Annotated in this window: 22 protein-coding genes, 1 tRNA gene and 1 pseudogene; 16 read left to right on the top strand and 8 right to left on the bottom strand. The window is 60.6% G+C overall.

The annotated features are described in order from the left end of the window. Window positions 1-91 precede the first annotated feature (91 nt). From M3B90_RS01950 to M3B90_RS01940, 3 genes are all read left to right on the top strand, one after another. Window positions 92-1,291, top strand: a complete 1,200-nt coding sequence (locus M3B90_RS01950) for an XRE family transcriptional regulator (protein ID WP_259888377.1) — start codon at window positions 92-94, stop codon at window positions 1,289-1,291. Window positions 1,292-1,302: 11 nt separating this feature from the next. Further along, window positions 1,303-1,800 carry a DUF4411 family protein gene (locus M3B90_RS01945; RefSeq protein WP_259888376.1) on the top strand — a complete coding sequence of 166 codons (498 nt, stop codon included), beginning with the start codon at window positions 1,303-1,305 and terminating at the stop codon, window positions 1,798-1,800. A gap of 758 nt (window positions 1,801-2,558) precedes the next feature. Further along, complete coding sequence (locus tag M3B90_RS01940; RefSeq protein ID WP_259888375.1) at window positions 2,559-3,476, top strand: Abi family protein; 918 nt, start codon at window positions 2,559-2,561, stop codon at window positions 3,474-3,476. A 33-nt stretch (window positions 3,477-3,509) separates the two neighbouring features. Here the strand turns inward: M3B90_RS01940 and M3B90_RS01935 are convergent, their stop codons facing one another. Together M3B90_RS01935 and M3B90_RS01930 are read right to left on the bottom strand one after the other, a co-directional pair. Then, on the bottom strand, window positions 3,510-4,079 hold the full coding sequence (locus M3B90_RS01935; RefSeq protein ID WP_259888374.1) for a hypothetical protein: 570 nt from the start codon (window positions 4,077-4,079) through the stop codon (window positions 3,510-3,512). A 98-nt stretch (window positions 4,080-4,177) separates the two neighbouring features. Then, window positions 4,178-4,741: a hypothetical protein gene (locus M3B90_RS01930; RefSeq protein ID WP_259888373.1), complete on the bottom strand. Its 564-nt coding sequence runs from the start codon at window positions 4,739-4,741 to the stop codon at window positions 4,178-4,180. Between the two features lie 177 nt (window positions 4,742-4,918). Between M3B90_RS01930 and M3B90_RS01925 the strand changes: the two genes are divergently transcribed. The 5 genes from M3B90_RS01925 to M3B90_RS01905 all read left to right on the top strand — a co-directional run bounded on the left by M3B90_RS01925 (window position 4,919) and on the right by M3B90_RS01905 (window position 10,261). Continuing rightward, complete coding sequence (locus tag M3B90_RS01925) at window positions 4,919-5,986, top strand: LacI family DNA-binding transcriptional regulator (RefSeq protein WP_259888372.1); 1,068 nt, start codon at window positions 4,919-4,921, stop codon at window positions 5,984-5,986. A gap of 25 nt (window positions 5,987-6,011) precedes the next feature. Beyond that, window positions 6,012-7,316 (top strand): ABC transporter substrate-binding protein, encoded by a 1,305-nt coding sequence (locus tag M3B90_RS01920; protein ID WP_259888371.1) that lies wholly within the window; start codon window positions 6,012-6,014, stop codon window positions 7,314-7,316. A gap of 101 nt (window positions 7,317-7,417) precedes the next feature. Then, on the top strand, window positions 7,418-8,263 hold the full coding sequence (locus tag M3B90_RS01915; RefSeq protein ID WP_259888370.1) for a carbohydrate ABC transporter permease: 846 nt from the start codon (window positions 7,418-7,420) through the stop codon (window positions 8,261-8,263). Next, entirely contained in the window at window positions 8,256-9,152 is an 897-nt protein-coding gene (locus M3B90_RS01910) for a carbohydrate ABC transporter permease (RefSeq protein WP_259888369.1), read from the top strand. Before M3B90_RS01915 ends, M3B90_RS01910 begins: the two co-directional genes overlap by 8 nt. An 11-nt stretch (window positions 9,153-9,163) precedes the next feature. Beyond that, window positions 9,164-10,261, top strand: coding sequence for a glycoside hydrolase family 172 protein (locus tag M3B90_RS01905; protein ID WP_259888368.1), 1,098 nt, complete (start codon window positions 9,164-9,166; stop codon window positions 10,259-10,261). Between the two features lie 597 nt (window positions 10,262-10,858). Here M3B90_RS01905 and M3B90_RS01900 read toward each other — a convergent pair. Then, entirely contained in the window at window positions 10,859-11,335 is a 477-nt protein-coding gene (locus tag M3B90_RS01900) for a hypothetical protein (protein WP_259888367.1), read from the bottom strand. A gap of 9 nt (window positions 11,336-11,344) precedes the next feature. On the opposite strand from M3B90_RS01900, the gene M3B90_RS01895 reads away from it, so the two are divergent. Beyond that, complete coding sequence (locus M3B90_RS01895; RefSeq protein ID WP_259888366.1) at window positions 11,345-13,021, top strand: site-specific DNA-methyltransferase; 1,677 nt, start codon at window positions 11,345-11,347, stop codon at window positions 13,019-13,021. Continuing rightward, window positions 13,021-15,579 (top strand): DEAD/DEAH box helicase, encoded by a 2,559-nt coding sequence (locus tag M3B90_RS01890; protein ID WP_259888365.1) that lies wholly within the window; start codon window positions 13,021-13,023, stop codon window positions 15,577-15,579. The genes M3B90_RS01895 and M3B90_RS01890 overlap by 1 nt, the downstream gene beginning before the upstream one ends. A gap of 538 nt (window positions 15,580-16,117) precedes the next feature. Here the strand turns inward: M3B90_RS01890 and M3B90_RS01885 are convergent. Further along, complete coding sequence (locus M3B90_RS01885) at window positions 16,118-16,534, bottom strand: GCN5 family acetyltransferase (RefSeq protein WP_259888364.1); 417 nt, start codon at window positions 16,532-16,534, stop codon at window positions 16,118-16,120. A 205-nt stretch (window positions 16,535-16,739) separates the two neighbouring features. Here M3B90_RS01885 and M3B90_RS01880 point away from each other — a divergent pair, with 205 nt between their 5' ends. Then, window positions 16,740-17,069: a hypothetical protein gene (locus M3B90_RS01880; RefSeq protein ID WP_259888363.1), complete on the top strand. Its 330-nt coding sequence runs from the start codon at window positions 16,740-16,742 to the stop codon at window positions 17,067-17,069. Between the two features lie 128 nt (window positions 17,070-17,197). Here the strand turns inward: M3B90_RS01880 and M3B90_RS01875 are convergent, their stop codons facing one another. Further along, on the bottom strand, window positions 17,198-17,590 hold the full coding sequence (locus tag M3B90_RS01875) for a winged helix-turn-helix domain-containing protein (RefSeq protein ID WP_259888362.1): 393 nt from the start codon (window positions 17,588-17,590) through the stop codon (window positions 17,198-17,200). 228 nt (window positions 17,591-17,818) lie between these two features. On the opposite strand from M3B90_RS01875, the gene M3B90_RS01870 reads away from it, so the two are divergent. After that, a tRNA-Lys gene (locus M3B90_RS01870) sits at window positions 17,819-17,891 on the top strand. 113 nt (window positions 17,892-18,004) lie between these two features. On the opposite strand, the pseudogene M3B90_RS01865 reads toward M3B90_RS01870, so the two are convergent. Further along, window positions 18,005-18,211: pseudogene (locus tag M3B90_RS01865) on the bottom strand (Fic family protein); the annotation flags it as partial. A gap of 294 nt (window positions 18,212-18,505) precedes the next feature. Here M3B90_RS01865 and M3B90_RS01860 point away from each other — a divergent pair. From M3B90_RS01860 to pabB, 3 genes are all read left to right on the top strand, one after another. Then, complete coding sequence (locus tag M3B90_RS01860; protein ID WP_259888361.1) at window positions 18,506-18,784, top strand: hypothetical protein; 279 nt, start codon at window positions 18,506-18,508, stop codon at window positions 18,782-18,784. A gap of 113 nt (window positions 18,785-18,897) precedes the next feature. Continuing rightward, on the top strand, window positions 18,898-19,737 hold the full coding sequence (locus M3B90_RS01855; RefSeq protein ID WP_259888360.1) for an aminotransferase class IV: 840 nt from the start codon (window positions 18,898-18,900) through the stop codon (window positions 19,735-19,737). Further along, window positions 19,734-21,938, top strand: coding sequence for an aminodeoxychorismate synthase component I (gene pabB / locus M3B90_RS01850; RefSeq protein WP_259888359.1), 2,205 nt, complete (start codon window positions 19,734-19,736; stop codon window positions 21,936-21,938). The genes M3B90_RS01855 and pabB overlap by 4 nt, the downstream gene beginning before the upstream one ends. 564 nt (window positions 21,939-22,502) lie before the next feature. Here pabB and M3B90_RS01845 read toward each other — a convergent pair. Both M3B90_RS01845 and M3B90_RS01840 read right to left on the bottom strand, forming a co-directional pair. Continuing rightward, a complete protein-coding gene (locus M3B90_RS01845) occupies window positions 22,503-23,747 on the bottom strand; it encodes a dicarboxylate/amino acid:cation symporter (RefSeq protein WP_259888358.1) in 1,245 nt (414 codons plus the stop codon). A 99-nt stretch (window positions 23,748-23,846) separates the two neighbouring features. Further along, window positions 23,847-24,545, bottom strand: a complete 699-nt coding sequence (locus M3B90_RS01840) for a YigZ family protein (protein WP_259888357.1) — start codon at window positions 24,543-24,545, stop codon at window positions 23,847-23,849. Between the two features lie 125 nt (window positions 24,546-24,670). Here M3B90_RS01840 and M3B90_RS01835 point away from each other — a divergent pair, with 125 nt between their 5' ends. Further along, window positions 24,671-26,140: a mycothione reductase gene (locus M3B90_RS01835; RefSeq protein ID WP_259888356.1), complete on the top strand. Its 1,470-nt coding sequence runs from the start codon at window positions 24,671-24,673 to the stop codon at window positions 26,138-26,140. Window positions 26,141-26,145 lie beyond the last annotated feature (5 nt).

The following is a 26,145-nucleotide window of genomic DNA, read 5'->3' as shown; positions in this document are numbered from 1 at the left end:
CCCCGAGCCAACGGCGACTCTTTGGCAGAGAAATCTCGTTCCTGGCGTGGAGTTCACCCTTTTTGTTAATCTCATGCGGGAGACTTGTTCCATGACCTCTATTCCGGCGCTGGTCGAGCCCGAGCTACTTGCTTGGGCTCGCAAGAGTGCAAACCTAGAGCCCCTTGCCGCCGAGCGAAAGATTGGTATTCCAGAGGGGCGCGTCGCGGAGTGGGAATCCGGCAATGTGCATCCCACCATCGCGCAGCTTCGCAGCGCGGCGAAGGTGTACAACCGCGCACTGGCCGTCTTCTTTCTCCCGGAGCCGCCACGAGACTTTGACTCCCTTCGCGACTTCCGCAGGCTTTCCGAGGCCACCTCGGGGGAGTGGTCTCTAGCACTTCACGCTGAGTACCACCGGGCGCACTTCCAGCGCGATGCGCTATTGGACATCGCAGAGCGTGAGGGTGAGCTACCTTCCACCACCTGGCGCCTAAATGTTGAGGGGCTCGCCGACAGAGAGCTTGCAGCGCGGGCGCGCACGCTACTGCAAGCCTCCACCAGCCTAAGGAAGCCCACCTCGAAGACTGACAAATACAAGCACCTCAACTATTGGACGAACGCGCTGGAGGAAGCCGGCGTCTTGGTGATGACCACTGAGGGGGGAGAGGTGCCGACAGCAGAGATGCGTGCTTTCTCCCTCTATTTTGAAGAGATCCCGGTGATCGTCCTCAACGGCAAGGACGCCACCCGAGGGCGCACGTTCTCACTCCTCCACGAGTATGCTCACCTTCTCCTGCACTCGGAAGGCCTCTGCGACGCCACCACAGACGCAAGGGCTACCACCCCCGACCGTAAGCTGGAGGCGCGCTGTAACGCACTTGCGGCGGAAATCCTCATGCCGGCAGACCTGATCTTGGCCACACCCGAGGTGGCCAACCACGAGGGCGCGTGGATGCTGTGCGAGCTCATCGAGTACGCCCGTCCCTACGGCGTGAGCGCCGAGGCCTTCCTGCGACGACTCACCACCCTCGGATTGGTCGAGCTCGCTGCGTACCAAGAGTTCCGCGAGAAGCAGAGGAATGAGGGAGGCTCTGCCGCAGAGGTAGAGAGCACCTCCTCGGAGGGACGTAGCAGTAAGAAGGGGGGCGGCTCTTTCTACTACACGAAGGCGCGAAACTTAGGCAAGGGTTACATTAGGCAGGTTACCGGTGCCCATCGCCGCAGGTCGCTCGACTCCTCCACGGCTGCTACCTACCTGGGCGTGAAGGTGGGCCAAATGGAGAGATTGGCTGAAGTGGCGGACTTGTAGCCATGGATGAAATGCTGTTCCCCTTCTACTCCTTCGACACGGGCGCCTTCATAAACGGCCGGAACGACATCTTCAAGCCGCGTGCTTTCGCTGCCGTGTGGCAGCAAATCGAAGCTCTCATCGCGCTTGGGCAGGTGCGGGCGGTGGATGAGGTCAAGCGCGAGGTTCTCAAGCAAGATGACGAGTGCGCCGCCTGGGTGAAGAAGCAGAAGGGTCTCTTCCTCCCGCTCACCGAGGACGTGCAGTTGGCGACGAAGAAGATCCTCAAGGCCCACCCGCTCCTGCTGGGAAACCGTGGCGGTGGCCACCGCAACAGTGCTGATCCGTTCGTGATTGCACTCGCCATGGTGCACGACGGCACGGTGGTCACCCAAGAGACTCGCTCGCGGAGCATGAAGAAGCCCCGCATTCCCGACGTATGTGAGTCTTTCAGCGTGCCCTGCTGCTCGCTCCCGGAGTTCGTGGATGAGCAGGGGTGGACCTTCAACTTCGGTGGTCAGCCTGATTGAGCGCCGAAGTAGGCGCTTCAGGGGGGGCTGTCGAAGATCTTGAGGAGCCAAGCGTGCTACCGCGAGGGGCCTGGACGCCTCCCGAAGGTTGGGTGGGTATCGTACTCTCCGCGCTGGGGCATGAGGCGGGGACTCCAAGCGCCTCTATGTCTCCTCCGTCCCGCAGTAATAGCAACCAAGATGACTAACGGATCTGTCCAGGTTGCACGGCAGAATCTGGAACCGAGATTTGGACGCTGATACTGCACTATGGGGATCGAAAGGGGCCGCTCACCACTTCCTGCCGATGTCAGCCTGGTCGAGCATGACGTGAGCGTCACTCAGGGTGCGGTAGGCGAAGCCCTCCTCGGAATCGTTGTTGACTACCTCGAAGCCGAGCAGGTCACGCTAAAACCAAATGGGCGCTTGACAGTCGGCCACGACCAGCTAGGCATCAGAGAAGGCTCAGCGCGAATAGGTGCCCGCCTCACAGAGAGCAGCCCGGAACCCCCCAGTGTTGCCGCTGATTCCGCGTCAGCTGGAGCCAACTCGGGCAGTTATCCGTGGCCAGCCGGAGTTGGCATAGCCACGCCAGCAACTTAGCAACTGTTCTTGCCGAATCAGCAAACTCAATCAACGTCCCCAGTCAGTCCACCTAGGGCCCCATTGCTTGTGTCGAAGTTTGGGCCGGGGTAGCCTTGAGCTAATACGACCGGTTCCGCTGCCCACCTCGGTGGGAGTCCAGGGCCGGTCTTTGCTTTTGGGGATAGGGGGGGCGCGTGGTCCACGCGAAGCAATTCAAGACCTATGCGGAGCAGGTCGATTTGCTCCGCAAGCGAGGCCTGCAGATCGGCGACCGGGCCTGGGCCGAAAGCTTCCTGCAGCGATTCAACTATTACCGCTTGTCGGGGTACTGGTACCCACTACTGAAGTTCAATCCGATAAATGGAGTAGCTACTGAGAATTTTATTGACGGTGCGTCATTGGAACTCGTCGCTGCTCTGTACGAATTCGATGAGAGGCTCCGACACGGTATCTTCCGCGAGTTGGATCGGGTGGAAATGGCGGTTCGTGCCATGCTCGGCTATGAGCTCGGCAGAATTGACCCTCTCATCCACCTCGTTCCCGAACACTTAGGCCCGCAGGCTCGGCAACGTCGGCGAGACCGTAGGAGTAAGTATGACGTGTGGCGGGAGAAGTATGACTCCGCGTTGCGCGGATCAAAAGAGGATTTCGTAGGCCATCATTGGCGGAAGTATCGGGGTGAGATGCCAATTTGGGCGGCAGTGGAGATCATGGACTGGGGGATGATTTCCCACCTCTATGGAATGTCTCCGGGCCCTGCCAGAAATCGGATGGCTGAACGGTGTGGCTTAAGCGCGCCTCAACTGGAGTCATGGCTCAAGTCGCTTAATGTGCTTCGCAACCTCGCCGCGCACCACGCGCGAATGTTCAATCGTGTCTATGACATCAAGCCCAAGTTGAACGATGATGTTCGGTTGGCTCCCATCGCAGGCGCGATGAACAAGGTCTTTGGCCAGCTCACACTAATTCAATACCTGCATCGTCAACTTGGTTTGTCGCTTGCTGAGCACTTGCCGTCCCTGATGGCTACTTATCCCGTGAATGCTCTGGTTCCTCTTAGTCGTACTGGCGCCCCTGCCCAGTGGGAAGAGCTTGCACTGTGGGCGAGGTAGAGCTTCCAGTATTCGCCGAGTAGTTGAACTGATCTAGAGTTGCGCACCGAGCCGGTTCTGCCGGTGCAGCTCAAGCAACTGGGGGAGGACCACCGCGGGGTTGTTGTCGGGCCCCGCGAGGCGGGCACCTTCGGGTGTGAGCTTCGCACTGAATCTCACGCTCGACGTTCCCCACCTGTAGTAAACGGGGACTCTGAGGCTCTCACCGCTTGACGTGTGCGCGATGAGAGTGCGAAGCCTCCTGCCGATGGGCCTGCCAGGCTCGAGTGAATTGATTTCACCCCAGGGGAGGAACTTTCCTGTGCTCGGCAACGAGCGCATGAGAATGCCTTCTCGCGTGGCCCACACGCCCTGCGTGGTGAAAAGCAGAAATCCGAACATGAGAAACAAGATGAGGCCGCCAAAGACGACCGCTTGCACGGCGCGCTCCGTACCCGAAGTGTCGTGGGGGAAGAGGTTAATCATCACGAGTGCGACCGCGATAAGCACGGCGAAAAACGCGCATACTCCGCCGTAGATCCAGCGGTAGATAGCGCCGGGGCCGGACGAAAGGAGAATATCGCCGCGCTCTTTGGCAGGTGGGATGGGCCAGCGTGATGCCATGGGCGTGCTCCTTTGTGGCGGGGATCTGTCTCAAGTATGGCAGGCGACCGGTGCAGGCGTGACGCTGTCGCAGAGGGAAATCGAAGTCCGGGCTTGGGTTATGCCCCGAGCCGCCCCTGGCGATGCAGGTCAAGCAGTTGGGGCAGCACGACCGCGGGGTTCACGTCGGAGCCCACGTAGCGGGCGCCTTCAGGCGTGATTGTCGAGGAGAGAAAGTTCCGTCGCCCGTCTGTTCTGTAGAGAATAGGGACCATGGTGCTCGTGCCATCGACCATGCGTGCAGTCAGGGATCGCAACTCCACTCCATCGTGCATCCCAGGTTCGAAAGCGGTGATCGCTGTCCACGGGAGGAACGTCGTTCGACCCGGAATGTAGCGAACGAGCACACCGCGTCGCGTAGCCCACACCCCAAAGCGCGTGCACCACACGAACCCCGCGAGAAGAAAGAAGGCAAGGCCCGCCAGAAAGATCGTCCCGATGATGAGCGCCGCTTGCGTGGCTTTCCCGGGATCGAGAATGAGAAACGTGGCAAACCCTCCAAAGAGAACCGCGGCAATCGCGGAGGGAAAGCTGTAAATGCAATGGAAAACGCCGCTTGGACCACTCGCAAGTAAAACCTCGCCGCGCTCGCGCGCAGGCGGGACGGACCAGCGACGTGCCATGGGCGTCCTCCTTCGCGATCGGTGCAGCCTGGCAGTTGGCGCTGCCCTTACTGGACAACAGTCCCGATCCTAGTCGCCGAAAGACGAGCCAAGCCGTAACGGGGAGCCCATAACAAAATTCTTCAGATTCGTCGTTGCGTCAACCGTTTGACGTCTCTAACGTCACGAGTAAATCGATTGACCCACGGTAACGGCGCAAAGGAAGTGGCGGCAATGGTGCGTATGCGAGACATCGCCGAGCAGCTCGGTGTATCAGTCTCGACGGTCTCGCTTGCCCTGAATCGCAAGGATCAGGGGAGAGTGAACCCAGAACTCGCCGAGCGTATTCGCACAGCGGCCATGGACATGGGGTACACGCCCAACCTCCATGCGATCGGACTCAAGCTCAATAAGAGCCACGCGATTGCCCTTATCAGTCACACGAGCGCTGATGACCTCTTCCTTCCCGGCCTCGTGTTGGGCGCGCAATCAGCGGCGACGGAGGCCGGGTACATCCTCGTGACGATCCCCGTCCTTGAGGGGCCGAACGCCGAGCAGGACGCGATTCGCACGGCCCTTCAGCGCGATGTGGACGGCATCATCTTCGCCGCGGACTACTTTCGCAGGCGCCAGATACCTGAGGTTCCGCACGGTGTGCCCTTTGTTTTCCTCGACTGTGTCAGTTCTGGACTCACACCCGTCGTGACGGAGGTTATCGCCGACGAAGTTCAGGGCGCCTATGACGCGACAAAGCACCTCATCGATGCGGGCCACTCCCGCATCGGCTACATCGGAGTCGACGAGGAAAAGTACATCGCTCGCCATCTGCGTGAGGAGGGCTACCGCAAAGCGATGCGGGAGTTTTTCGAAGACGAGAACTCAGCCCTCGTGATCAATGCGCTAGACCCTTCGATTTCTGCTGGCGAAATGGCAGCTAAGGAGCTGCTCAGTGGAAGTGCTGAGGAACGCCCCACAGCCCTTTTCTGCTTCTCCGACCGAACAGCTTTTGGCGTCGCGCGCGCAGCCCACGCCATGGGCCTTTCAATCCCGAATGATCTCAGCATTGTGGGATTCGACAACGTGCAATACACGTCCGAATTCTTTGAGCCACGCCTGACGGCCGTCGAACTTCCCCACCCTCGCATGAGCGCCGAGGCAGTACGCCAGCTCGTGCAATTGATCGACCACGGACCGACCGAACCGTCTCGCATCAAGGTCCCCTGCCCTCTAATTTCTCGAAACTCCGTTTCCACCACTGCGGAATGAACCGCATCAAGTGAAAGGTAAGAAAATGAAAATCACGCGACGTCAGACTCTTGGCGCTCTCGGCATCGCCGCCGCCGCGCCGGTGCTCGCCACGGGCCTCACCGCATGTGGGTCGTCGGGCGAGGGCGACGGCAAGTCGCTCAAGATCCTCCAGTACGAGGATCCGACCTCGGCTCAAGGCCAAGGGTGGAAGAAGGCGCTCGAAATCTTCAAGGAGAAGCACCCTGACGTGACGGTGAGCTTCGAGCAAACGAGCTTCGACGCCGTGCGCCAGAACGCAAAAATTACGCTCTCGGGCAATGACGTTCCCGATGTCATCGAGTTCAACAAGGGAAATGCCGACGGTGGCCAGCTCGCCATGCAAGGCCTGCTCACCAACCTCACTGATGAAGTCAGCAAGCGCGGTTGGGACGACAAGGTCGGTCCCTCCATGCGTTCGTTCGCATTGTACGAGAACGGCATGGCTGGCTCGGGCGATTGGTACGGAATTCCTAACATCGGCGAGTACGTCACGCTGTTCTACAACGAGGACCTGCTCAAGGAGCACGGGGTAGAACCAGACTTTAGTGATCTCGACGCGCTCGAGACCGGGATGGACAAGCTCATGGCAGCTGGGGTCACCCCAATTGCAAGCTCGGCGGCAACGAGCCAAGGATTCAACCAAATGTGGGTGTGGTACTCGCTCGTGTCGGCAATCGCGACACGCGACGAAATCGATGACTTCATGTTTGTGAAGAATCCCGTGGACTTCACCTCCGGCCCGTGGGCAGAGGGTACCAAGCGTTTCCAGTCATGGATCGAGCGAGGGTACGTCGGCAAGGACATCGCGGGCCTCAACTTCGAGCAAGCGACGGTGAACTTCCTCAGCGGCAAGGCCGCGATGGTTGTGTGGAACCACGGCGTTTTCCACCGAGCAGTGAGTGAAGCAGACTTCAATTGGGGCTACGCAACCTTCCCCGGAGCAAACCTTGTGATGGGCTCGTCGGGCCACCTGTGGGGCGTTCCGGACCGCGCGAAGAACAAGGAGCTCGCGTACGAGTGGATCGAGATCACGCTCTCGGACGAAGTACAAAATGTGATCGGCGAACTTGGCGGCCTGCCGATTGCAGGTGACCCTTCCACGATCAGTGATGAACGCACACGCGAGTACACCGAGCGCTTCGTTGAGCTCATGGACGGCGATGTGCTGTCGTACTACCCCGACTACCCGGTGATCGGGTTCCTCGACTTCATCCAGGAACACATGCAGGCGATGTCGAACGGGAACGAGACCGCGGACGATTTCATCAAGGCTCTTCAGGACTTCTATGACGCAGGCACTGGGAAGTGACCGCGATGAGTGCAATAAGCGTGGAGGGTCGAGCTCGGCCTAGAGACCGGGATCGTCACAACGCTCGGCACAAGGAACGGTATTGGCCGTACTTGTTGCCGATGACAATCGGCTTTTCGGTCATCGTCTTAATCCCACTGTTCGGAAACCTCTTCATCAGTCTCTTTGACTGGCGAGGCGGAGCCGCGCAGATGAATTGGGTAGGGCTCGAGAACTACACCACCTTGTTCCAGGACGATGCCTTTTGGATGTCGTTCAAGAACTCGCTCTTGATGATCGTGGCGATCGTCGTCGTTCCCACACTTCTGGGTCTTCTCCTCGCCGCGATCCTCTTCAACCTCGTGGCCCCGCGATACGGAGCTCGCATCGCAAGCTTCTTGCGCGGATGCTACTACCTTCCGCAGATCCTCCCCATTGCCGTTGCCGGCTTTATTTGGAGCTGGGTGATGAATACGGATGCGGGTGCGGTGAACGCGGTCCTTCGCAGCGTGGGGATCTCCAATCCGCCGGATTGGCTCGGTGACCCGAAGGTCGCGATCGTCACGGTCATGCTCATGCTCGTGTGGTTGCAGCTCGGATACCCACTCGTCATCTTCATGGCGGCGCTCGGGCGAGTCGATCCGTCTCTCTATGAGGCGGCAGACCTTGACGGTGCTTCATGGTTTCAGCAACTTCGGAAAATCACCATCCCGGAGATCCGGCCCGAAATTTTCATCGTGACCCTGACGGCGACCGTCGCCGCTCTCAAGGTCTTCGCGCCCATCCTCATCCTGACCGGAGGCGGGCCCGAGGGATCGACGGTAGTGCCGAGCTACTACGCCTACCGCAACTTCTTCGAGCTCTCTCGTGTGGGATACGGCGCGACTATCGCCACAGTGATGGCGGCGGTGATCCTCGTGGTTGCACTCGTCATGCTGTGGGTTCAAAGGAGGAGCGAAGATGCGTGATTCGGTGACTAAAGACCCGTTGAGAGACGTCAAAATTCAGAAGCGGGAGCGAGGGACGCTGTGGGAGCGCGTGAGACCCGGATCCTTGCTCATGCTTATCGCGACATGCGCCGGCGCCCTGCTCGTTCTTTCGCCGTTCCTTTTGGTTGTGCTCAATGCTTTCAAGAGCCCGGCGGACTACTCCACGAGGGGCCCCTTGGCGTTGCCGGAAAAGTTTGATCTAGGGCCGCTTCAGAGTTACCTCGACATCATCGACTTTCCGAAAGCCCTCACGAATTCAATCGTGATCTCGGTCGTCGTTGCCGTTGTTGGTGTGTTGATTTCGATGCTCGCTGCCTATGCGATCGGTATCGGCAGGATCAAAATGCGCACCGGTGTTCTTGCGGTTCTTCTCCTCGGGACCATGATTCCGCAAGAAGCGCTCATTTACCCGCTGTTCTACATCGCGCAAGCAACGGGCACTCTCAACACGATTTGGTCAGTCATCATCATCTTCATCGTGCTGCAGGGAGCATTCGGCACCTACCTGCTCGCAGGGGTGCTCGGAACGTTCCCGCGTGAGCTTCTCGAAGCCGCACGTGTTGATGGCGCGAGCCGCTGGAGAATTCTGTGGACGGTTGTCGTTCCGGTGATTCGCCCGACGCTTGCTGTCTTGATGGTGTTCTTCTTCATTTGGACATGGAACGAGTTCTATATCCCGGTTGTGCTTTTGAATAGCCAGGATGCGCAAACGATTCCGATCGCGCTCGCGACACTTCGCGGTCAATACACGGTGGATATGACCGTCGTGAACGCCGGTTCGTTCCTCTCCCTGCTGCCCACCATCGTGTTCTTCCTTATTTTCCAGAAAACCTTGAGCAACGGCGTGACCGCCGGCGCTGTGAAGTAGAAGGAGCAAAAGTGCTGAATATTTTCGACCCCACAGACATGAAGTCGGGCGTTGTGACCCGGACCTTCAACGCGGAGAATCCTCGCGGTGAGAAGGGAAAGGCCGCGCAGGCCGCATCGCATCTCGGTGTTGCCCGCAAGGGATCGCCGTGCGTAGACCTCAAGCCGGGGGAGGAGTTCGTCCTCGTCGACGTTAAGGGCCCCGGTGTTGTGCGGCATATCTGGATCACGTGTAATGCGGTGACCAAGGCGAACCCCTTCGTGTACCGCAATCTCCTCGTGAAAATGTATTGGGATGGCGAGGAATCGCCTTCGGTCGTGGCGCCCCTTGGGGACTTCTTTTGCTGCGGTGGTGCTATTTCCAGTCGCGTGGAGTCCCTCCCAATTGTGGTGGCGCCCAACTCCGGGTTCAACTCATTTATCGCTATGCCGTTCCGTTCGCACGCCCGGATCGTCATCGAAAGCCAGCATCCGGATGTCATCGAAGGCTTCTTCTACCAGGTGGATTGCACACTGGGCGACGAGCTTGATGATTCGGCGGGCTACTTCCATGCGCAGTGGCGCAGGAGCAATGGCGATCTGGGGAAGGGCAATGACCACGTCGTTCTCGAAAACATTAAGGGCAGCGGCGTTTACCTCGGTTCTTTCTTCACCCTGACTTCGCTTGAGCGTTACTGGTGGGGCGAGGGCGAGCTCAAGTTCTTCATCGACGGAGACGAGAAATGGCCCACCCTCACGAGCACGGGCCTTGAAGATTATGTGGGTGGCTCCTGGGCATTCCAGGATGCTTTGCGGAAGGATCCAGAACCGATCCCTCAGACCTACTCGAGCCACTCATTCGGTTTCACGCGCGTCGACGTCAAGGACCGCTCGAAGTTCTCGAACTACGAGCACGGCATGCCTCCGCACTTCGATATGTATCGCTGGCACCTTCTTGATCCGATCTACTTCGCTGAGGATTTGCGCGTCACGCAGCAGATGATTGGCGACTGGGACAACGGCTTGTTCGAGCGCAATGACGACATCGCGAGCGTTGCCTACTGGTACCTCGACCACCCGACGGATGTGAGCGGCACGGTGGGCTCTGCCGAGAGCCGCCGACCGCGCTAACCTCTTCGACTCACCACTTACCGCGGAGTCACCGCGAAGGTGCCCGTATGGGCAGAAAGACTACAAAGGCGCCGAGCCCGCATGGGCTCGGCACCTCTGTGTTGTAACCGCACAACCACACCGGAGATCTACCGGCCAGCTATCTTCCATCAAGAATCGCCCGCGTGCAGAAACTAGCGCTGCGCTTCACTAGATTCCCCCTCGTTGTCCGCGCTTGCTCGAGCTTGCGCCTTAATCTCGCTGGTTGATATCTCTGACCGCGGCCTCCTCACGTAAATCTCGCCTTCCGGCTGTGTGTGGAGTATGACGGGGTCCTTTCCAAAAGTGCGTAGTGAAAATACGTTCGTTCCCAGCTCCGCTAGGAGGGTGGGTGTTTTAAGCGGGGACCCAGAACGCCCACGTGAGAGCACCACGGGGTAGGGGACTTTAGAATCCCAAGCAGACGTTGCGGCGATGTAGCGGCACGCGTCTGGCGAAGTGCTGAAGCAACACACACCCAGGCAGTTCGAGATTCATTACTGGCGCACACTCAAGCAAAGCGACACAATTAGAGAACAAAGCAAGTACCAGGGAACATAATGCAAAACATTTCGACTGTTAGGGCCACAACCGACGAGGAGAACGCGAATGTCGCGACTCACTGACCTCATGCGTCAACTCCACGCAGTAGATCCACAGCTCGGGGCCGACCTCGAGAGCGAGATTCGAGCTCTCACCAGTCGGCGTAACTTCGGACTCGTTTTTGAACGCCACCAGCCAGAAGCCGTCGAACTCCCCGGTGTCACACCCAAACGCGGTAGCAAGGTACGCGTTCTCGAACCACGCGGCTCTGCGGCCATAGGTGATAACCGGCTGTGGCTCGTCGATCACATCGCCCGTGAAGAAGACGGCAGGTTCGCGCACCTGGTGGAGATGTACGCGGAGGAGCCGGAACAGCGCGACGTAGTTGTCGACGACCTGGTCGTTGTCGCTGAGTTCAAGGACGGCATCTTCCCAGGGCTCGTCGAGACCGGCCGCCTCGAGCGCGGCGGCGATAAGCCGTTCCACACCGTCATCAACGCAGAAAACTTCCATGCCCTCGAGATGCTGACCTACACCCACCGGGGTAAGGTCGACGCGATCTACATCGACCCTCCGTACAACACCGGTGCGAAGGACTGGAAGTACAACAATGACTACGTCGAAGGGGACGACGCCTACCGCCATTCCAAATGGCTCGCCATGATGGAACGACGTCTCCTCGTTGCCAAAGAACTTCTCAACCCAGACGATTCGGTACTTATCTGCACAATCGATGAGAAAGAATATCTTCGTCTCGGGCTGCTGTTAGAGCAGACTTTTCCGGAGGCGCGCACCCAGATGATTTCTAGTGTCATCAATCCGAGTGGTGCTGCACGTCAGGCAGCGTTCAGGCGCACCGACGAGTATATATTTTTCGTGTTTGTTGGAAAGTCGGCCCCGCTCGATTTGCCACTGCCGGCTGAGTGGAGGGTGACGCGCGACAAGCGTGCTGAAAAGCTTCGTTGGGATGGACTTATGCGTTCTGGAAGTAATACCCAGCGTGAAGATAGTCCGAATCAATTTTATCCTATATTCGTTTACGAGGAAGACGGGGAGGGGATTTTTCATTCGGTCGGGAAGCCTTTTTTTGGCAACCGAAGAGAGTTTAGGGGCGTTCCTGATGGATGTTGTGCAATCTGGCCGATTCGCAAGGATGGCTCTGAAGGGAACTGGCAAATAAGTTCACGGAACGCGCAGGCGCTACTTTCGAAAGGGTATCTCAGGCTTGGGAGGTGGCGTGGTTCGGAGACAGCTGTAACATATTTGAAGAAGGGGAATATTGATAAAGTTGAGCGTGGTCTCTTTCCCATTTTGGGTCAAAGGAAAGATGGCTCGATCATCGTAGACGAGACGGGTTATCGATCTACCTTCGTCACCGGAACTCAGTGGAGGGTGGGCTCGCACAGTCCGGAGCAGGGCGGAACAAAACTGCTGACCAACATTCTGGACGGGCGGCGATTTCCATTTCCCAAGTCTCTCTATGCCGTAGAAGATGCGCTGCGCTTTTTCACTAAAGATAAGAGCGAAGCATTAATCCTCGACTTCTTCTCTGGTTCGGGCACCACTGCTCACGCCGTGATGCGCTTGAACAAGCAGGACGGCGGTCGTCGTCAGTGCATCTCGGTGACGAACAACGAGGTGAGCGCTGATGAGCAGAAGAAGCTCCGCAAGCAAGGCCTACGTCCGGGTGATCCTGAGTGGGAGGCGCTGGGCATCTGTGACTACATTACGAAGCCTCGCGTGACCGCTGCAATCACGGGCAAGACGCCCAACGGGGAGCCGATTAAGGGTGGCTACAAGTTCACGGACGAGTTCCCGATGGCTGATGGTTTCGAGGAGAATGCCGCGTTCTTCACGCTGACTTACGAGTCGCCTTTATCTGTGCGACATCATCGCGCATTTGAACGAGTCGCACCGATATTGTGGCTCCGCGCGGGTTCGCAGGGACGGATCATCACCTCGCTCGGCGTTCGGGGCTGGAATGTCTCCGAGGTGTATGCGGTGTTGGAAAACTTCAATGAATCTGCTGAGTTCTTCGAAGCTCTGGCAGGAGCTTCTGGTGTGCGGACGGTGTTTTTTGTGACTGAAGACGACGCGGTATTCCAGATGGCCTGCCGGAAGCTTCCCGAGGGTGTGGAACCAGTGCGGCTGTACTCGTCGTATTTGCAGAATTTCGAGATCAATAGGGGGCGTGCCTGATGCGTTACTCACTCAAGGACTACCAGGCCGACGCCGTCGACAAGGTGCTCGGGAATCTCTCGCGTGCCCGCGATATGCACATTCGATATGGCGATGTGTCCCAGTTTTCCCTGTCTGCTGCGACGGGGGCCGGTAAGACCGTGATGGCCGCTGGCGTTATCGAGGCGTTGTTCTTCGGTTCTGACGAGTTTGACTTCCCGCCCGATCCGGGCGCGGTGGTGCTGTGGTTCTCCGACGATCCCGCACTCAACGAGCAGTCACGCGCTCGTATCCAGGCAGCATCTTCTGAGCTGGCGTCACGCCTGCGTGTGATTGAGTCTTCGTTTTCGGAGACGTCGCTCAAACCTGGCAATGTGTACTTTCTTAACACGCAAAAGCTGTCGAAAAACTCCCGATTGGTACGCGCTGATCGCCATGTGGACGACGGCGAGGGAATCGACACCCTTACTCCGGACCTGTTGCAGACCAGCATCTACGACGTGCTTGCCAACACGATCAACCACGAGGACCTCACGTTGTACATGGTGCTTGACGAGGCACACCGTGGAATGCAGCCGGTAAAGGACCGCACCACGATCGTCCAGCGTCTTATCAATGGCCACGGCAAGACCCCTGCGATCCCGATCGTTCTCGGTATTTCCGCAACTGTGGAGCGGTTTGAAGAGGCGATGAAGGGCGCGCAGAACCGAATTGCCCTCCCCTCAGTGGAGGTTGACTCCGCCCTCGTGCAGGCGTCCGGTTTGTTGAAGGACGACATTGTGCTGTCGATCCCTGCTGAATCCGGCACCTTTGATACTGTGCTGCTCACCCGCGCTGTCGAAAAGCTCCGCGCATCCAGCAAGGCCTGGCGTGCATACGCTGACGCTCAGGGGGATTTGGAGCCAGTCGAGCCTCTACTTGTCGTACAACTCGGTGACAAACCCACTGACGAAGACTTGTCACGAACGCTGACCACGATTTTCAAAGCCTGGCCGGAACTGCCCGAGGATAGTGTGGCAAATGTGTTCGGCGAGCACCAAGACCTCAGCGTCGCCGGTTATAAGGTGCCCTACCTCGAGCCGCAGCGCGTCCAAGACCAGACCTGGTGTCGTGTGCTACTTGCCAAGACCGCGATCTCGACGGGCTGGGACTGCCCACGTGCCGAGGTACTGGTCTCGTTCCGCCCGGCATCGGACCCCACGCACATCACCCAGTTGCTTGGGCGCATGATTCGCACTCCGCTCGCGCGCCGGATTCCTGGCAATGAACTGCTGAACTCAGTGGACTGCCTGCTGCCATTTTTCGACAAACAGACCGCCATGAACGTGGCAGAAATGCTCATGAGCGGTGCCACGGGTAAGGACTCCGATACGGGTGGTGGGGAAGGCCGTCGCGTCCTGTTCGAGCCTGTCGATCTTAGAGCGAACCCGGCGATCCCGGATGAGGTGTGGGGCAAGTTCGCCTCGCTACCAACGTTCACGATCCCTAAGGGCAAGGTAAAGCCCATCAAGCGCCTCACCGCGCTCGCGGCAACGCTGGCGAAGGACAAGATCCGGGAGAACCCCGTCGCCGAAGCCGAGAACCTGCTTTGTTCGGCGCTCGATGGGCGTGTGGTTCAGTTCAAGGATCAGGTTGCCAAAGCGCGCCGTGACGTGGAAACCATGTCCGGAGAGGAATTGCGTCGGAAGATTGGTGGTGGTGATTGGACATCCACCAGCTTCGACACCGCTGTCGATCTACGAGCCCTGGACGACTCTTATCGTGCCGCGGCTCGCCTCCTTTCACCGGCGCTGGCTGGTGCCTACGTGCAGCACCTCGCGCCAGGTGACGATGAAGACGATCTGCTCGAAGCACAGATCACCGTCTCCGCGCTTGGCCTCGTGCCCGACATTGTCACAGCAATTGAAGAAGAAGCTGACGGCATAGCCCGGAAATGGCTGACCGACACGCGCGTGGAACGCAAAAACCTCACCGACGAACAGCAAGCCGAATATGACCGGCTCGAAGGCATGTCACTCTCGCCAGACCGCATTGTGCTCACAGTTCCTCAGAAAGCGCAGGCTGAGACCAAAGAACGCGACGCTGACGGTACCGAGCGGGACCTGCCTGTCAGCAGGACGCACCTGCTCACATCCGAGGATGGGACTTATCCGCTAGACCTCAACGACTGGGAACAGAAGGTGCTGGCAGCCGAGGGGGACCGCGCCGGTTTTATTGGCTGGTACCGCAACCCTGACCGTCCTGTGAAGGAGTCCCTCGCAATTGCCTACGAGGACAACCACTCGTGGAAGGCGCTCCGCCCGGACTTCCTGTTCTTCTCGGAAACTGACCGTGGCATTGTCGTCGACATCGTCGACCCCCACGGCACCCACCTGTCCGATGCTCTACCGAAGCTCAAGGGTCTCGCGCAGTTCGCCGAGAACTACGGTTCTGAATTCCGACGCATCGAGTCAGTGGCCGAGGTTGGTGGGAAGCTTCGCGTCCTCGACATCGGGCGCCCCTCAGTCCGCGAGGCGATCGCTCAAGCGAACGATTCGAAGTCGCTCTACACTTCCGACCTCGCCGATGACTACCAGTAGCCCTATGACGGCGGACCCACAGCTCAAAAATGTTCGGTGAAGCCGCAACCGCGAGTGCAATACCCATGCGCCTACCGGTACTTCATCGTTCCGTTTAACCGTCTGCAGCAAATCGAACTGCAACACGGGGACCTCATAATCATTGGGTGGTGTCCATACACGCTCTGATCAGGAGAACTAGCATGCGATGTCGCGCACTCGGGCAGGTCCTCTCGGAGCCTACACAGAAAAGTACGTCGTCACACTACGCGAGAGCATCGTTGCGCGCGAGACCCGGACTGGTTCACTCTGGTTCAAAGGCAACTCTGAACCTTGCGAGGGAGCGCTCTCGCTAGCACGGCAACTCAGTTCTCGGTCTGCTTATCCGGCGCAAAATTGCTGGTCATAGCGAGTATCGGCGCTGTTCGACAACACCACTTCGCACTGGGGTCTCGTGTCCATCGTGAGCGGTTGTGCGAAACTTTCATACCACGCTGGATACAAACGCGCGCGAACTACGATTTAGCCGCCTGACTGGTTCACTCCTAGCGGGTAAAGGTCATGGGCGAATCTTCTGGGAAACGAAGAGCTTGCGGTAATGGGGACCCCCGTCTTTACGCGGGTAATAGTGCCAGCCAATTCCTGCCCAAAACTCGTCAGCGCCTTCGGAGAAAGCGATCAAGGGGTAACCTGCGTAGTGGCTGATCAGATGCCTTGCAAACTCAGCCCCGTAGTGCTGTCGGCGAAGGTCATGGCGGATTTCAAAGAACCAGATCTCTTTGGTTGGCACTGTCGAGTCAACTCCGATATAGCTATCGGAGAGCGGCCAATCTGTTACCTCAGCGCGCCCGACTTCCACACTATCGGCAAGAAACTGGATGTACTCTTTGCCACCCAGGGTGTCGTCGCCGACTGGTCCAGCCATGCGGTGCCACCAGCGGTCATTGAATCCCTCGACCACCTGGAACGGCGTCACGTAGTCCTCCACTTGCTGAAGAACTCTCAGTTGCACTAGATCCACTGTTCCAAGAATACGCAAGCGCCCACCAGAATCTGGCAGGCGCTTAGATGTCGATACTGGGCTACTGTTTGATGGCGACTACTTGGGTGCTGCTGTCGAGGAATTGAACGGTGACATTGCCGTCGACTTCGACGGGGCCTTATAAGAAGTCGCCGGGGTAGTGCGGGTTCTTCAGGATGTGACGGGCCCATTCGCCGGGCATCTTGTTATCGGCCAAATGTTGAATCCTGCTATCAGCGATGTTCTGCATGTAAGTGCCGTCAGCGGAGTCGGTGTACCCGTACAAGTGGAAGCGGTGCGCTTTGCCTTTTTGAAGCCTTTCCAAATGCACCACGGCACGTTTTGGCTGCTCTACTCCGATTCTGCCTGCGCGAAAGACACCGGCAGTGTGAGCACGAGTTCTATGCCAGCGCTGATTGAGGAGATGTTCTCTTGGTCGAATCGCATCTCCACCCCGAGCTCTTTCAGCTCGCGAACGGTTTCGAGCTGACCGATAGTGTTGCGAGCGAATCACGACACCGACTTGGTGAGGATCAGTTCAACTTTGTCTTCCCGCGCCCGCGAACGCCTCCTCGTCACCTGGACGAGGCAGCGCAGCGCCTACCTGCCACGCTAACGCTAGCCGCCAAGCACGAACCGGTGGCCGAGGCCCGGCTCGGTGAGGAAGCAGCGCGGGGCGGAGGAATCCTCCTCGAGTTTCTGGTGGATCTGCGACATGTAGACCCGCACGTAGCCGGCCTCGTTCGTGTATTCGGGGCCCCACACGCTCTCAAGCAGCTCGTCCTTGCGTACGAACTGATTGGGGTGGCTCACGAGGTAGCTCACGATGCCCCACTCGTGCGGGGTGAGGCGCGCAGGCCTGCCGTTCACGGTCGCGGTTTTCGCGGCGAGGTCGATCGTGAGGCGCCCATCGGCGGTGGTCACGACGGGGGAGGGGGAGCCCGACGTTCGCCGCCGGAGGTTGGCGCGCAAACGCGCAAGGAGCTCCCCGAGCGCGAAGGGTTTGGTCACGTAGTCATCGGCGCCGCGATCGGGTTGTCGTCGGCAGTGAGGGTGTCGCTCACGCCTTACGCGAGTCCGCTCGCGACCGCGGCGCCGTTTTTTCCTGACACATTCTTGACCCCGCCAGGTCGGGGCTCACATTTTTCCCTGATTCTCGCCGTGTTCGCGCGTGAGCTGCACCCCGCGAACTTGGAGGCGAGGCGCGGGGCCGCTAAACTGTGGTAGTTCGAGTAACAGGGGCCTTTAGCTCAGTTGGCAGAGCATCGGACTTTTAATCCGCGGGTCGCGGGTTCGATCCCCGCAGGGCCCACTCGACGAAGCAACGGGCGGCTTGGTCATTTCGACCGGGTCGCCCGTTTTCTGTGCCCGCCGGTGCGCGCGCCACTCGGGGAGGCGCCGAATCGTGGAAGACAACGAAGTTGCTCAAGCCCGGCGTGAATGCTCCTCGTAGTCCTCGAGAGCGTCGATGATGGCCGTGCAGTGCCACACGCGCCCCCGCTTGCGCCCCGTGCGTTCAGTAAGAATGTCGAGCTCAGTGAGTGTCGTGATCGCTCGCTGTGCAACGGAGGTGTTGACGCCGAGCTCTTTGCGCACGAAAACTGTGTTGACTACGGGCTGCCCCACAAGAACCTGGACGAGTGCGTAGGCGTATGAGTGCCGCGCTCACGGGCGCGACGCCAGGTCGCGCCGTGGGGAACTTCCCATCTCTCGGGTACACGCTCAACGGCTGGCACAGCCAAGGAACTGCTCATCGTGACCACCCTTACGATCACTTTCTTCGAAAAGTGATCGTAACGTCAGTCGCTGTCGTCACTTTCCGTGGGTGCGGCGAGGGTCAACAGATTCGCGAAAGGGGTTGCGCCCCACGAAGTATTTTTTATTGTTATCTAGACCACATATGGTGACGACTGAGAGGGAACCTCAATGATTGATTACGACCACCTCCGCGACAACGACGACTTCATGCGCGTGCTCTCGGCCATCCGGGAGCACTGCCTCGTCGGGGAGGAAGAGATCGCCGAAAGAGAAGACATGGATTACGGAGTTGTTCGCGAGCATTACCATCTGGCCCAGGCGATCGTTGCCGAGGAAATCGATCACGGCATCGTCCACGATCCGTACGGCGCGAGTGTCGCCCAGGGGTTCATGGCCTGGCTGCGCACCGAGTACCCCCAGGGAGCACAGGCCCAGAAGGAGGAGTAGCGCGCCGTCGTGGCACACGCGCGGGCGGGTGTACCTTTATCACTGCAGCCAGCAACAATACCGCTGTCCCCCTTGCCCACCTGCCCGCGCGATCACTGTGAAGGAGCCCTGCCGTGCCACTCGTTGATTCCTTCCTCGTGAGGGACGGCCGCGCGGTAGCCCCGGATCTGCACCGGGACCGCATGCGCGAGTCGGCGCACGAGTTGTGGGGCGCCGAGGTGGGCCCGGGCGCGATCGACGACGCCGTGGCGGCGCTCTACGAACGAGCCGCGCACACACTCGGGGGAGAGGCAGGCCTGTTTTTCCCAAAACTCACCCTCGAGCAGGTTGGCGGCGCGCTCCAATCCGACGTCAACGCGCGGCCCATCCCGGAGCAGCGCCTGGAGACCACCGCGCACCTGATCGCCTACCCCGGCAGCGACGAGCGCACCCATCCGCGCCTCAAGGGCCCCGATTTCGCGTGGCAAGAGTGCGTGCGGCAATGGGCCGTGGGCAACGGCGCGAACGATGCCCTCCTTCGCACACGCTCAGTGGGAGTGAGCAGCGCAGGCAAGTCCGACGGCACCTCGCACCCTCTCGCCCCTCAGATCCACTACAGCGAAACTGTCTACGGGAGCGTCGTCCTGTGGTCGAACGGCGTGCTCGTCACGAGCATCGATACCGACCGCCTGCCGAGCATCACCGAACGCATGATCGTGACGATCGCGCGCGAGCGCGGTCACGAAACCCTCGCGGCGCCCCTCACCAAACAGCGCCTCCTCGAAGCTGACGCCGTGTGGCTGCTCAGTTCCCTGCACGGTGTGCGCGAGGCAACCGTCGGACTGACGGACCTGCCTGCCCCGCACATTGCCGACACGTACGCCCTTCCCCGCGGCCCCTTCGCCCCCGCCGCGCGAGACTTCCAGGATGCGCTGTGGGAGCGCGCCGAGCCTCTCCGGGAGTGTTTCGCATGAGCGTTGTGATCGTTGATAACCACGACTCGTTCACGTTTAACATTGCGCACCTGGTCGCCGAAGCCTCGGGCGATATGCCGGAAGTTGTCCTCGCGAGCGGGCCGCGCCCGAGCCTCGACGGCATTAGCCACGTGATCATCGGCCCGGGCCCCGGCACACCCCACAACCCCGGTGACCTCGGCTGCTCCCCGGACGTTTATCGAGAAGCACTCGAACGGGGCATCCCCGTGCTTGGTATTTGCCTTGGCCTGCAGTTCATGGCCGCCGCTCACGGCGGGCGCGTGGATCGTGCGCCCACGCCCATGCATGGCCTCGAGGATGAGGTGCGCTTCACGGGCGCTGCCGCGAACGACCCGGTGTTCGTGCACCTTCCGCGCGAGCTGCGCATCGTGCGCTACCACTCTCTCGCGATCGACGATTGCCCGCCTGAACTGGAAGTTCTCGGTACCACCGCCGACGGCGTCATCCAGGCAGCACGCCTGCGCGGGTACGACGCGTGGGGCGTGCAATTCCACCCCGAGTCGATTCGCACCGAAGGCGGCCTCGACCTCATGCGCGCCTTTCTCGCCGTCGGCGGCGGGGCCGCACAACGTCCTCGCGCCACGGCCGCGGAGTGCGAAAGCAGTGCGGGGGAGGGCTCGGTCCGGCCCCCGGCGGTGGGGTCCGACGTTTGCGCGGCGAGCGTCGGCCCAGAGTTTTCAGCGCCGACGCTCGCCTCCACACCCGATTCTGCGCCCGCGACCCACACGTTGCTGCTCGGCAGCGAGGTGACGTTGACGAATGTTTTCACAGAGGCTGAAACACTTTATCGCAACCTTTTTTCAGCGCACGAACGGGCGGTGTGGCTCGACTCGGCAAGCGAGGATCGCCGTTCGCGCTTCTCGATCATGGGCGCGTGCGACGGCCCAGGGGCGCACCTTTTCGACTATCGAGTTCCGGAGGAGGAACGCGTGGAGGGCGTTCCCGCAAAGGACGGGTTCTTCAGCGCGATGCGGATGAGGCTGAACGCTGTACGGCTCGATGAGGATGGGCGGCGCGCGTCGCAGACCCTTGGTGGCTTCGCCCTCGGATACATGGGCTACCTCGGCTACGGGCTCGGTGCCGAAACCCTTGGCCTCGAGCGCGAGTCTCGCGAGGGCATGGAACCCGATGCTCACCTGGTGTTTCTCACGCGCGCACTCGTGATCGACCACGATCGCGGCACGGGGAGGGCCGTGGCGCTCGCGGAGCTCGACGGCGGCGCGGATCATCCCGGAACGGTGGGGGAGCAGCATTCGTGGATCGTTGAAACGACTCGAACCCTGGTCAGCGTGCTCACGGGGGCGGGAGAAGCGCAAGGGGAAGATCAGGGCGGTGAGGCAGAAGCTGGCGTCGGACCCTCACCCGCGCCCACCTACCGGCACACCGCGGCGGAATACGCGAATTTGATTGACCGTTGCCAGGAACTCATTAGCGAAGGCGAAAGTTACGAGCTGTGCCTCACGAACGAGGCGCAGGTGCCGGGGGAGTACTACCCGCTCGACGTATACGCGCGGCTGCGCCGCGTGGCGCGCGTTCCCTACGGGGCGTTTCTTCAGTGTGGAAAGTGGAGCGTCGCGAGTGCATCGCCCGAGAGGTTTCTCGAGGTGAGCGCCACAGGCGAGGTTGAATCGCGCCCGATCAAGGGGACGGCACCGCGCTCCGCTGAGCCGGAGGAGGATGCGAGGCTGCGCGCCGAGCTCGCCGCAAGCCGCAAAGACCGAGCCGAAAACCTCATGATCGTCGACCTCGTGCGGCACGACCTCTCGCGCGTGTGTGAGGCTGGCAGTGTGAAGGTGCCGCACATCTACCAGGTGGAATCCTTCCCCACGGTGCACCAGATGATCTCCACCATTACCGGCAGACTCGCGCCCGGCCGCACCGCCCTCGACGCCATCGAGGCGGCCTTTCCCGGCGGCTCGATGACAGGTGCGCCGAAACTTCGCACGGTGCAGCTTCTTCGCGACTTGGAGGGAGGGCCGCGTGGCGTCTACTCCGGCGCGATCGGGTGGATCTCGCCGAACGGGGCGGCGTCGCTCAGCATTGTGATCCGCACGGCGGTGCTCGATGAGGCCGGCGCCCGATTCGGGGTGGGCGGCGCGATTACGCGCTTGAGCGATGCCGGCGCCGAGATCGAGGAAACATTCACGAAGGCCCGCACGGTGCGGGCTGCCCTCGGCTGAGCGCTGCGACCTAGGAGACGGGGCTTCGGGCGCGCCAGCTGAGGTGTTGCGGGTGGGGCTGCGCCGCGGTCCAAGGTTCTTCCGTCGCGATCTTAGGCTTTGCCGGTGTCTCGCGTCACGATCTGAAGCTTTTCCGCCTCGACCTGAAGCTTTTCCTTCTCGACCTGAAGCTTTTCCGTCGCGGTTGATGAAGAAAGTGCGGGGTTGCTGGCTTGGATGGGGGTGTGGAGGCCGGTTTCTTTATGGAGAGTGACGGGAATGGGGCCGAGCTGCGGGAAGAGGCCGGCGGGAAGAGGCCGGCGGGAATGGGGAGGGCGAGCTGCGGGAAGAGGTCGGCGGGAATGGGGGGCGAGCTGCGGGAAGAGGTGTGGGGGCGTGGCGAGTTGAGGGAAGAGGGACCGCGGAAGTCGGGGCGAGCAGCGGGTAAAGGCGAGTGAGGGAAGTAGATGGGCCCTCGACGAAGGAAAGGCGCGGCCGAAGCCACGCCTTTCCAATTGCTCACTGCAGCGGTGCTGTGCGGTGCAGCGGTGCTGCTCTGTTCAGCGGTGATGCAGTGTGCAGCGCTTAGGCCGCAGCCGACCCCTCAGCGGCAGCCGGCGCAGCGGCGTTGTCGGCGGTGGCGACTTCCTCGTCGTCATCGTCGCTGACCTTGCCGCCCGAGAGGCGATCCACGATCGCGGCGATCGCACCGTCGCCCGTGACGTTCGTGGCGGTACCGAACGAGTCGAGCGCCACGTAGAGGGCCACCATGAGGCCCACCTGCGATTCATTGAACGCGAGCTGCTCCGCGAGAAGCGCCGACGCGGTCACGATTGCGCCGCCGGGCACGCCGGGAGCGGCGATCATCGACACGCCGAGCATCGCCACGAAGCCGAGGAGGCTCGCGAAGCTGTAATCACCGTGTGTGGTCCACAGGATCGCGAACGCGAACAGGGTGATCTTCACGGTCGAGCCTGAAAGGTGAATCGTCGCACACAGTGGAATCACGAAGTTCGAGACGGACTTCGAAATGCCGGCATTCTCGGCGCAGCGGGTCGTGACGGGAATCGTCGCGGCGCTCGAGCTTGTTCCAAGCGCCGTCGCGTAGGCAGGCAGCATCTTCCCGAGCATGACGAACGGGTTCCTGCGCTTGGCGATGCCGGCGGCGAGGAACTGGAGAACGAGCATAATCGCGGTGAGCACGAAGGCGAGTACAACGATCGGCAGCATCTTCACGATGATGTCCCACACTTCTTTCTTCGCCGTCATGTTTTCGAAGATTGCGAAAATGTAGAGCGGCAGAAGCGGCACGATGATTTTCGAGATCGTGGCATTGACGATCTTGCGAAGCTCAAGGAAGCCCTCGTGAATGGTTGTTGCGCGCACTGCGACGATGCCCAGGCCGATCACGAAGCTCGTAATGAGCGCGGTCATGACACCGAAGATGGGGTCCATCGCGATCTCAAAGAACGGCTCGAAGCTCGTCTCGGGCTCGGATACGCCGCCGAGCTTAGTGCCGTCGCCGAGCAGCAGCGGGAACGCAAGGTACCCGGCGCCGATCGCGTAGGTGCCAGCGATGAGCGTGGAGGCGTACGCGAGTGCAGCGGTCACGCCGAGCCACTTGCCGGCGCCTCTACCGAATTCAGAAATCGCGGGCGTGATGAGGCCGATGATGATGAGCGGGATGATGAAGCTCAGGAAGTTGCCGAAAAGTTTCGAAAACGTCGCGGTTCCGCGCGAAAACCAATCGGGGGCTACGAGACCCACGAGGATGCCAAGCACGATCGCGATCACGATCTTCGCGAGCAGTGAATTGAGGATCTTTTTCATCGAGACTCCATCGTCAGCTTTGGGCACGCGGTTCCGCGGCCTCCAAGCACTATAGGACGACCCGGGACTTTTCGCACGTCAATCGGGTGCTGGCCGGCCTTAAAATTGCGCGGGCACATCGGCGTATGTGTATCCGACGCTTGCCGCGCTCACGGCGCCGCTCGAAAGCTCAGCGGCAGCCCGCTCGAGGTCAGAGGCGATTTCCACGCGGTGAACGAAGCGGAGGGTAAGCCCACTCGCGGTGTAGTCGGCGCCCTCGATGCTCACGCCACCGGTATTCTCGGCCCACGCGCGAATCGATGCCTCGAAGGTGCCTGCGAGTTCGTAGCCGACCTCGAGATCTGTCACTTGGCGAACAACCCGTTCGCGCACGAGCCCCTTCGACGAGGCGACATCGAGCGCGTCAGTCACGGCGTTGCCGTAGGCCCGCACGAGGCCTCCCGCCCCGAGTTTGATGCCGCCGAAGTAGCGCGTGACGACGGCGAGGATATTTGTCATGTGCCGCCCGCGCATCGCTTGCGCCATGGGCATGCCTGCCGTCGAGCTTGGTTCGCCGTCGTCGTTGGAGCGTTGAAGATGCACCGGCGTGCCGAGCGTGAGGGCGGTGCAGTGGTGGCGCGCATTCGGGTGCATGGCGCGGCGCTCGCGGATGAGGTGGTCTGCTTCGTCGACCGTCTCGATGGGGGCGAGGTACGCGATAAAGCGCGACTTCGTGATGACGAGTTCATTCTCGACTGGGGCCGTGAGCAGGAACATTGGTTCGCTCGCTTCGGGCATGGTCTCGAGAATGTCGGGCATGGATCCATTGTTTCACGCCAAGGAGTGGGGGAGGCGTGTCGTTCCGAAAGAGGGCGCGCGATTCGAAGGGATGAAAGAAACGCATCGATGAGAGCGGGCACAGCGCTGCCCGTATCCTTGACACCATGAGCGCCCCAGAACACTTCGACATCGCCCTCATCGGCTCCGGCTCTGGCAACTCCTTCCCGGGACCCGAGTTCGCGGAGAAATCGATCGTCTACATCGACCGAGGCGTAGGCCCCGAACACGTCTTCGGTGGAACCTGCCTCAACCTCGGCTGCATCCCCACGAAGATGTTCGTGCACACGGCTAACATTGCCGTCAATGCCCGCCATGAACATGCCGAGAAATTCGGGGTCGATGCGGCGCTTGGTGGCGTCGGATTCCCGGCCGTGCGCGACCGAGTTTTCGGTCGAATTGACCCGATCTCCCGCGGCGGCGAGGATTACCGCGCGAGCCACTCGGATAATGAGAACCTGGCCCTCATCCGCGGCACGGCACGCTTCACCGCACCGAAACGTCTCGTGGTCGAGACAGCAGATGGCACGCGCGAGGTCACCGCCGACACGATTCTTCTCGCGGCCGGCTCGCGCCCCGCAATCCCGAACATTCCCGGCCTCAAGGATTCGCATCCCCTCACGAGCGACACCATCATGCGTCTTGAGCGGCTTCCCGAGTCGATCGCGATTCTGGGCTCAGGCGTGATCGCCCTCGAGTTCGCGCACATCCTCGACGCCTTCGGCGTGGACGTACACCTGATTGCCCGCTCAGGCTCCCTGCTGAGGAGCTTCGATGACGACGTGGCACGTCGCATCACCGAGATCGCCTCGGCGCGCTACACGGTGCACCTCAATACCTCGACAAGCGGAGTGCGACGCACGGAAAAAGGCGTCGAGATTGACCTGCAACCGTCGGACCCCGAAAACTCCAGCGCACGCGCACCGCGAACCCTCACCGTTGCCGACATTCTCGTGGCGACCGGCCGAACGCCGAACAGCGACCTGCTGAATGTCGAGGCGGGAGGGATCGGTATGGACGAGGCGGGGCGTGTCATGGTCGATGCCCATCAGAGGGTCCTGAGCTCGGGCGGCGAGGTGATCGACGGAATCTACTCGATCGGGGACCTCAGCTCGCCCGCGCAGCTCAAACACGTGGCGAACCACGAACTGAAGATCGCGCGACACAACATCCTGAACCCCCACGCACTGCGCCGCAGCGACGACATGCCGATTCCCGCGGCCGTGTTCACCTCGCCGCAAATCGCCACGGTTGGCATGACCGAGCGAGAGGCCCGCGAGTGGGCGGGCGCAACCGGGCGCGAGTTTCGAGTGGCCCGGCAGGAATTTGCCGACGTCGCCTACGGGTGGGCGATGGAACTTTCTGCGCCGGGCGACTTCGTGAAGATCATCGCCGATGCCGAATCCGGGACAATCCTCGGCGCACACATCATCGGGCCCGAGGCGGCGACGCTCATCCAGGTGCTCATTCAAGCGATGAGCTTCGGTCTCGATGCGCGCGAGATCGCGACGAAGCAGTACTGGATTCACCCCGCGATGCCGGAAGTGCTGGAAAACGCCCTGCTGCAGCTCGACTAGAGCGA

Origin of the sequence: Dermabacter sp. p3-SID358 (genome assembly GCF_025147465.1) — a bacterium.
Taxonomy (GTDB): Bacteria; Actinomycetota; Actinomycetes; order Actinomycetales; family Dermabacteraceae; genus Dermabacter.
The sequence above is the reverse complement of the archived record's forward strand: the minus strand, read 5'-3'. Positions and strand labels throughout refer to the sequence as shown.

What these genes read in the sequence shown, in the direction of transcription:
- M3B90_RS01950 (WP_259888377.1), top strand. Translation starts at nt 92, where the DNA reads ATGACCTCTATTCCGGCGCTGGTCGAGCCCGAGCTACTTGCTTGGGCT.
- M3B90_RS01945 (WP_259888376.1), top strand. Translation starts at nt 1,303, where the DNA reads ATGCTGTTCCCCTTCTACTCCTTCGACACGGGCGCCTTCATAAACGGC.
- M3B90_RS01935 (WP_259888374.1), bottom strand. Translation starts at nt 4,079, where the DNA reads ATGGCATCACGCTGGCCCATCCCACCTGCCAAAGAGCGCGGCGATATT.
- M3B90_RS01930 (WP_259888373.1), bottom strand. Translation starts at nt 4,741, where the DNA reads ATGGCACGTCGCTGGTCCGTCCCGCCTGCGCGCGAGCGCGGCGAGGTT.
- M3B90_RS01920 (WP_259888371.1), top strand. Translation starts at nt 6,012, where the DNA reads ATGAAAATCACGCGACGTCAGACTCTTGGCGCTCTCGGCATCGCCGCC.
- M3B90_RS01915 (WP_259888370.1), top strand. Translation starts at nt 7,418, where the DNA reads ATGACAATCGGCTTTTCGGTCATCGTCTTAATCCCACTGTTCGGAAAC.
- M3B90_RS01910 (WP_259888369.1), top strand. Translation starts at nt 8,256, where the DNA reads ATGCGTGATTCGGTGACTAAAGACCCGTTGAGAGACGTCAAAATTCAG.
- M3B90_RS01900 (WP_259888367.1), bottom strand. Translation starts at nt 11,335, where the DNA reads ATGGAAGTTTTCTGCGTTGATGACGGTGTGGAACGGCTTATCGCCGCC.
- M3B90_RS01895 (WP_259888366.1), top strand. Translation starts at nt 11,345, where the DNA reads ATGCTGACCTACACCCACCGGGGTAAGGTCGACGCGATCTACATCGAC.
- M3B90_RS01890 (WP_259888365.1), top strand. Translation starts at nt 13,021, where the DNA reads ATGCGTTACTCACTCAAGGACTACCAGGCCGACGCCGTCGACAAGGTG.
- M3B90_RS01860 (WP_259888361.1), top strand. Translation starts at nt 18,506, where the DNA reads ATGATTGATTACGACCACCTCCGCGACAACGACGACTTCATGCGCGTG.
- pabB (WP_259888359.1), top strand. Translation starts at nt 19,734, where the DNA reads ATGAGCGTTGTGATCGTTGATAACCACGACTCGTTCACGTTTAACATT.
- M3B90_RS01845 (WP_259888358.1), bottom strand. Translation starts at nt 23,747, where the DNA reads ATGAAAAAGATCCTCAATTCACTGCTCGCGAAGATCGTGATCGCGATC.
- M3B90_RS01840 (WP_259888357.1), bottom strand. Translation starts at nt 24,545, where the DNA reads ATGCCCGACATTCTCGAGACCATGCCCGAAGCGAGCGAACCAATGTTC.
- M3B90_RS01835 (WP_259888356.1), top strand. Translation starts at nt 24,671, where the DNA reads ATGAGCGCCCCAGAACACTTCGACATCGCCCTCATCGGCTCCGGCTCT.